The organism is uncultured Wocania sp. (assembly GCF_964021735.1).
Taxonomy (GTDB): Bacteria; Bacteroidota; Bacteroidia; order Flavobacteriales; family Flavobacteriaceae; genus Wocania_A.
In genome coordinates this window covers 1-8352 of record NZ_CAXIBN010000134.1, presented here as the reverse complement: position 1 = coordinate 8352, position 8352 = coordinate 1, and the positions used below count along the sequence as shown (strand labels likewise).

Below are 8352 nucleotides of genomic sequence, written 5' to 3'. Positions count from 1 at the left end.
ATTTTGTCTTTTTTCACATTATATAAAAATTATTAAATAATCATCCCAACCAACCCTCTCGATCCAAGCTCCTATATTGAATAGCTTCACTAATATGTGACCCATTGATGGTTTCAACACCTTCTAAATCAGCAATCGTTCTTGACACTTTATTTTACCTTACTAAACTAAAATAACCTTTTAGCACCTTGCCATCTCTATAGGTTATAAGATACCAATAGTCACTAACAGGCATAGGTTTGCCATTAAATGTACCATCCCATCCTACAGAAATATTTTTTATTTGTTTTAACAGTTTTCCGTAGCGATTATAAATAAAAACACTCAATACTTGATTCAATGGGTTTGAAACTACCCAATAATCATTTCTATTATCATTATTTGGTGTAAAAAACTTTGGTGGTAAATTATTTGTATTGATTACAATTGTTTCTGTAGTAAACACTTCTTCTGAACATGCTATTGCATCCCCATCTGAATTATAAGGCACTATACTAACATAAATAGTTGTGTTTTCTGGTAAATCTGCTGACAAATTATAATTCGACACATTTCCTACATCAAATGCATCTAATATATCGGTACCTCCTGAGTTTGTACCTAATGTTAATTTATATCCTGTTGCATTTGAAGCAAGATTCCATGTTAAATCTGTTTCAATTGGAGTATTTGACGATCCTGCAAATGGCGAAGTTAAGGTTGTACACGAAGGCGATGTAATTAATAGCTCTGTAGTAAACACTTCTTCTGAACATGCTACTGCATCTCCATCTGAATTGTAAGGCACTATACTAACATAAATAGTTGTGTTTTCTGGTAAATCTGCTGACAAATTATAATTCGACACATTTCCTACATCAAATGCATCTAATATATCGGTACCTCCTGAGTTTGTACCTAATGTTAATTTATATCCTGTTGCATTTGAAGCAAGATTCCATGTTAAATCTGTTTCAATTGGAGTATTTGACGATCCTGCTAATGGTGAAGATAAGGTTGTACACGAAGGAATTGAAGTTATTGTTAATTCAAAATCCTGTTCTGAATTACATCCCGTACTATAACTGTCATATATATAAAGTGTGATTGGATAACTAGAGAAATCATTAAAGCCAATAATATCACCAGCATTATAAGCTTTTCCCACTCCATTTGCACTGGTATAGTATTTTTGATTACCTGTGAGGTTTACTCCAGTAATCGTCGGCAATGTATAACTTGTTGAAACGGTTAGATTCGTTATATCATCAATTATAGGTGCTACTGTTCCTGCATCTGTAATTATCCAATTATCGTTAACGATCATATTTGACCTAGCAGCTTCACCCAAACAATATTGACTTAACCCACCACTAAATGGCACACCATTTTGTAAAACCTTTGAATTCCAGCCTATGAGTAGAGAATCATAATTAGAAACAGAAAGTCTTACACCATCAAACATATTAGTCATATCGGTAACATTTATCACATTCCAATTACCTAAATCTTGATTAAAGGCTGTTGCCATTTCGAACATACTAATCATGTTTGTAGTGCTAATGACATTCCAACGACCAATATCTTGATTAAACAACGTAGCTCCAAAAAACATAATCTCCATTCTTGTTACATTACTCACATCCCAATCTGCTATATCTTGATTGAATGATGTGGCTTCATAAAACATGGCTCCTGTATCATTTACATTACTAGTATTCCAACTTCCTATATCTTGGTTGAATGATGTAGCACGAGCAAACATAGCTTCCATTATTTGCACATTACTTACATCCCAAATACTAATGTCTTGATTAAATGAAGTTGCTTCAAAAAACGTAAACTCCATATTATTAACACTGCTAACGTCCCAATTACCTATGTCTTGATTAAATAATGTTGCTCCTGCAAATGTAGCCCCCATATTAGTAACGTTGCTAACATTCCAACCACCAATATCTTGATTAAAAGCTATAGCATTATTAAAAGCAAATGCTATATTGACTACATTACTTACATCCCAATTACTTAAGTTCTGGTTAAATGAAGTCGCTCCCGAAAACATACCTTCCATATTTGTAATATTACTCAAGTCCCAATCATTCACATTGTAATTAAATGAGCTTGCTAAAGAAAACATATATTCTGTAGATGTAGCAATAGACAAATCTGGACTATCAAGATAATTTCCTTGCAAATTACTACAACCATGAAAAGCCGCAAACATAGTAAACCATTGATTACTACCCCACTGCTCTATGGTCAATATTTTATCCTTATCTCCAGTATCATTAAAAATGATGGCTTGAATATCTCCTATAATTTTAACGGTATAAATACCAGGTGTAATATAAGTATGCGTAGGCTGCCCCACTTCATTTGTTACAGGTGTACCATCCCCCCAATCAACAGAATATATATTCCCTCCACTAAAAATTGGAAGCTTTATTTGATTGTTTGCTGACTCTCCTGGGTTATCCGTTTTCCATGTAGTAATAAATGGCAGACTAGGTTTAGTAATTACTAATTGAAAATCCTCTTCAGAACTACAACTAGCGTTAGTTCCACCATAAATATAAAGTGTGATTGGATAACTAGAGAAATCAGAATAATTAATAATATCTCCCTCATTAAAAGCCGTGCCTGTCCCATTAGTGCTTGTATAATAAGCTTCATTACCTATAAGATCTACTCCTGTAATAATTGGTAAAATGAAATTACCAGAAACATTTTGATTTGCAAGGTCATTTATAGATGGAGCTGCAATTCCTCCATCTATAATACTCCAGCCGTCATTACTAATCATGTTTGCTCTTGCTGAGGCTCCTGCACAATATTTACTATTACCTCCATGAAAATAAACATTTGAATTTAAGTTTTGAGTATCCCAGCCAATTAATAAAGCGTCATAATTTACCGTAGAAAGTGTAACGCCTTCAAACATACTTGCAGCGTTTAAAACATTACTTACATCCCAATTACCAATATCTTGATTAAATGAAGTAGCACTTAAAAACATCCACTGCATATTAGTTACATTACCAACATTCCAATTGCTTATATCTTGATTAAATGAGTTAGCTCTCATAAACATTCCAAGCATATTAGTTACATTACCAACATTCCAATTGCTTATATCTTGATTAAATGAGTTAGCTAGATTAAACAGAGCCTGCATATTTATAACATTACTCACGTCCCAACTACCAATATCTTGATTAAATATACTAGCCCTAGCAAACATACCAGACATATTTGTAACACTACTTACATCCCAATTACCAATATCTTGGTTAAATGAACTAGCACCTCCAAACATGTCTACCATATTTGTAACATTGCTTACATCCCAACTACCTATATCTTGGTTGAATAAAATAGCATTATTAAACATGGTCTGCATATTTATAATATTACTTACATTCCAATTACCTATATCTTGATTAAATGAGTTGGCACCATAAAACATAAAACTCATATCGGTAACATTTGATAAATCTGGACTATCCGTGAAATTCCCTTGTAAATTGCTACAACCACTAAAAGCTGCCCCCATAGATGACCATGGATTATCCCCCCATTGCTCTATAGTCAATATTTTATCCTTATCCCCTATATTGTTAAAATAAATTCTAGGAAAATTACCCGTAATACTAACTGCATAAATACCTGGAGTAGCATAGGTATGGGTAGCATCTCCAGTTTCAACTGTTGTAGGTGTACCATCTCCCCAATCTACCGTGTAATTATATCCTCCTCCAGTAGTTGGAATTGTTATTTGATTATTATTTGAAGTCCCTGGATTGTCTGTTTTCCAAGTTGTAATGAAAGGGGTTGTTCCTAGTAGTGTTGTACTATGTGATTTAGTAATTAAAAAAAAGAGAATAAAAAGAAGTGAGATATAATACTTAACTATAGGTTGTTTAGTCATTTAATCAGCTTAATAATTGTTTTAAGCAACAAAACCATTTAGCATATAAAACTACTAATAATTAGCTACTATTATGAGGGAATAAAAGTAGCTTTTTTTATATGTCAATCCCTTTCTTTTCGTTAAACAGTCGTTTTTTTAGAGGATATGGATTTTCTTACTTACCTAAATAAATATAAACCTCTATACAAAGTAAATTACAATGCGTTCTACTAAATTATAAATATCGTATCAATAAATACATAGGTTTTACCCTAACCAACCCTCACGATCCAAACTCCTATATTGAATCGCTTGACTAATATGTGAGCTATTTTCGGTTCAATATCTTCTAAATAATTTTATTCATCTGTAGTATTTTCATTTTCTGTAGTGGGCAGTTTTGCATATTCTATGTACGAATTTAGACTAGATCTTATCTCTTCAATAGAATAATGTGGTTCAGCTTTTTCATTACAAATTTGTTTAATAAATACATTAAATGCTTTTTCTATAAAATCATTTTTTATTCCTGTATATAAAATTGAAGCAAGTTCTTCTAAGAGGTATTTTTCCTTTTTTTCTATAACCTCATCTAAAACTAATTTAACATCAAAAGTTCCTTTTTTATCTATGTTAAATGGCACAGCAATTTTAGTAAATTCATTTTCACCTTCTAGTACATTTTTAGCTATTGGTAGTAGTGTATTGTAGAGTAACTCTATGTGCTTAATTACTTCTGGGGCAACTTCATCATTATTAAAAACAATTTTATTGCCTTCTAATTCATTTATTTCTTTAACATTACAAAATAAATCATTTAGTTTTTTTTGAAAATCTGATTCTAAATTTTCATTAATATAAGCCTCTAATCGTTTAGTATTTACTTTTAAATTTTCGTTCTCTAGATATATTAAAATAAGACTAATTATACTTTTTCTATTTTGATTAGTTAGTTTTAATAATTGCTCGCTATTGATTGTAGATATATTTAAAAAAGTTTTTAAATACTTTAAAAAATAGACAATACTTTGATATACATCTTTATGTATATTCCAATAATTAACGCTTAGAGAAAAATACGCCGACGCTAAATCTATAGCCTTACCCATTATTAATTCATCATTGTTATTATTTTCTGCTATAGTTTTGGCAAAAACATCTTCTCTTGTTACTATTTCTTTATTAAGGTATTTTTCATATTCATCATAGTCTTTTAAATTAAAATAAACTGAATTAAGTTTTTTGAACCAGTATGCTTTCCTGTCAAGGTTTTTGGTCTTTTTTAATGACACTAGAATCTCTTCAATAAACACTTTAGACTCATCATATCTTTTAAGATAAAAATTATTTAATGCATATAATTCTAGGATTTCGTAATCGTTATTAATTATTTTAGACTCTTCTAATATTTTTAATGACTCTATATACAATCTATTATCAAAATGATGTTTAGCCTTAATTTTTATATTTGTTAGTTTATCACCAATTTTATCTAAAAGTGTTTTATCATATATTGATAATTTGTCTCTAAATATATTTTCATTACTTGGGATTATTGAAAGCTGCCTAAAACGATAAAGTTCTCGTATGATTTTATTTAAAGATAATTCTAATTTAGATTTAGTATTAAATCTTTGAAATATTTCCTCTTCATGTTTAGCCATTATATAAACAACATTTATAAAGTCTTCAGAGAATGATTTAATATTAACTATAATATAGTTTTTGTCTATATCGCTTAAAAAATAACATCTTTTTAAACAGTCAATAAAATCACCTATGTCTATACTTGGAACAGTAAAGTTTTTAATCATAATATCCCTAATTTTCTCATCATCATCAAAAGGGATAAACCAACTTTTTGGTTCTTTAAAGATTTCAGAATCCATTTTAAATTGCAACGGATTTAATTCATATAATTCGACATATGTATTATAATCTAAACAATTAAAATATTCTCCAAAAGTAGCAGTAAATGAATCTTTTTCGGAGTATTTGCTATAAAACTGAGTAAGTTTATCGTAATCGACAACTTTAGACATGATATGATCTTCATGGAACTCAAGCTTGTTATCGATTATTTTTTTAATGTCTTTTAAATCCTTCTTGTCAAATTCTAATGTATTACCAAAAACCCCTTGAAGTGTAATTATAAACTGTCTTTTGTTATTTTGAAAAACATCTTTTGGGCTAAACGAACGGTATCTCAAAATTCTTTCAATATAAATAATGCCTTTTTGTATTTTACTAACCTTTTTTAATTCAACTAAACGCTTAGATATTTCAGGAAAAAGACTTAAACGATTATCATATTTTAAAAGACAAAGAATTAATCCTACTAATGCTTTTTGCCATACATCTTCCTCAAAATCTGTTAAAAAATCAATAAGCAAATTTATTTTTGAAGAATCAAAATTATTAAGAACGCCTATTGAAATTCCGCTAACTAAAAGTGAACGATCTTTATAATTATATTTTTTATTATTTCGTATAGACTGAATTGTATCAAAATCAGTTTTTTCAATTTCTTTAAAGGATATTATCCGATCAAAAATTACTCCAGATAATTTGTCTTTATATTTAGTTTCAAGTTGGTTATCAAAATCTTTGAAAATTGTAGCATATAATTTTGCTTTCGTATCATAAATATCTGCTAATTCTTCTTCACTTAATTTTTTTTCGTTTATGTTTTTTTCAAAAAAACTTAATACCTCAAGCAAATTTTCATCTGAAAAAGTGTTAATACTTATAACTTGTGGTGGTTCAATTTGATCCAGATTTTCAGTTGCTCCATTATTAGTTACATCTAACAACTCCTTGATTTCTGTTATTTTCTGACTAATCTCGATGGTAGTTTCACTAGTATCAACAACGGTTGATTCTATATTTTTAGTAATATTTAAAATCTCATCTATTTTAGACAAATAAGATTTATATTCTTTAACAAATGAATCTAAAGGTTTAAGTATATTCTCAATTTGGAACTTTACATCTTTAATATCTAAACTTATTATATCTAAGTATTCTGTTTGAATAAATGTAGAAATGCGAGGATTTGTTTTTAATTCTTCTCTAAAAAAAGCACAAGTAAGATCATACCAACTCATTAACTTACCATCATCATTCCAACCATCTTCAATAGATTGCTCAAGTGCTAATTCTACTCTTAAACCATTAATTTTTAATTCTTTAAAAACACTTTTCTTTATAAGCTTAACTATATCTGGGATTCTATTCTCTGAAGTTTTTCCAATAGGAAATAGTAATTTTTGATATTCTTCGTCTACATCCAAATTTGGAAACCTAATATTATTTCTATCTAGTAAATTAATTTCCTTTTTTAAATAATTGGATATATGCCTAATATCAGCTGGATTTTTATCATTTGCAATGCTATCATACCATTGATAGTTTTTTTTGATATGATTAACAACAATTAAAGTTGATTTAAGATAAGATTTTCGAACAGATTTTTGAATATCGTGGTTAAAGGGTTCTCCTATTGTATTTCTAATTTTTTGATATACTTTTTTTGTGCTTTTACATAAAAGTGCGTCTGATCGATTCCCTATTATTCCCCCAATCAAAGTACTAACAATAGCTGATGTTTGAAATTGATTTAATATTGCCGCTGTAATTGTAATAGGTTCCATCAAATATATTTTTTATCAATTTATTCCATTTATATATACTTCTTTAGAAGCAATTTTTAATATTTCATCTTCATAATTTTTGGATGTTTCACCCTAACCAACCTTCTCTATCCAAACTTCTATATTGAATCGCTTCACTAATATGCGAGCCATTTACCTCATCAACACCTTCTAAATCAGCAATCGTTCTCGACACTTTTAATATTCTGTCATAAGCACGTGCCGATAAATTCAATCTTTCCATTGCGGTTTTTAGTAATTGCTTTGATGCGTCGTCTAACACACAATGTTTACGAATTTGCTTGGTATTCATTTGTGCATTATAATGCACCCTCTCAGAATCCTTAAAACGATTGGTTTGAATTATTCTAGCTTGGGTAACACGTTTTCTAATATCCACCGAGGTTTCGCCTTTTCTATCATCACTCAGTTTTTCAAAAGGAACGGGAGTGACTTCAATATGAATATCTATTCTATCCAGTAACGGACCAGAAATTTTACTTAAATACCGTTGCATTTCTGCTGGACTTGAGGTTACTGGCGCATCAGGATCGTTAAAATAGCCACCTGGACTTGGGTTCATGCTTGCCACCAACATAAACGACGAGGGGTAAGTTACCGTAAATTTAGCACGCGAAATGGTAACTTCTCTATCTTCCAACGGTTGACGTAAAACTTCTAAAACATCACGCTTAAATTCTGGCAATTCATCTAAAAACAAAACACCATTGTGTGATAAAGAAATCTCTCCTGGTTGCGGAAAACTACCTCCACCAACTAAGGCAACGTTAGAAATGGTGTGATGCG

3 protein-coding genes and 1 pseudogene are annotated in these 8352 nt (G+C 30.0%); all 4 read right to left on the bottom strand.

Annotated features, from left to right (window positions below; translation table 11 throughout):
- Nucleotides 1–40: 40 nt before the first annotated feature.
- A pseudogene (locus AADI82_RS11450) lies at nt 41–151 on the bottom strand (hypothetical protein); the annotation flags it as partial.
- Nucleotides 152–154: 3 nt separating this feature from the next.
- Nucleotides 155–3910: a BspA family leucine-rich repeat surface protein gene (locus AADI82_RS11445; protein WP_341216567.1), complete on the bottom strand. Its 3756-nt coding sequence runs from the start codon at nt 3908–3910 to the stop codon at nt 155–157.
- Between the two features lie 341 nt (nt 3911–4251).
- A complete protein-coding gene (locus tag AADI82_RS11440) occupies nt 4252–7545 on the bottom strand; it encodes a hypothetical protein (protein ID WP_341216566.1) in 3294 nt (1097 codons plus the stop codon).
- Nucleotides 7546–7633: 88 nt separating this feature from the next.
- On the bottom strand, nt 7634–8352 hold a 719-nt coding region (locus AADI82_RS11435; protein WP_341216565.1), incomplete at its 5' end, for an ATP-binding protein.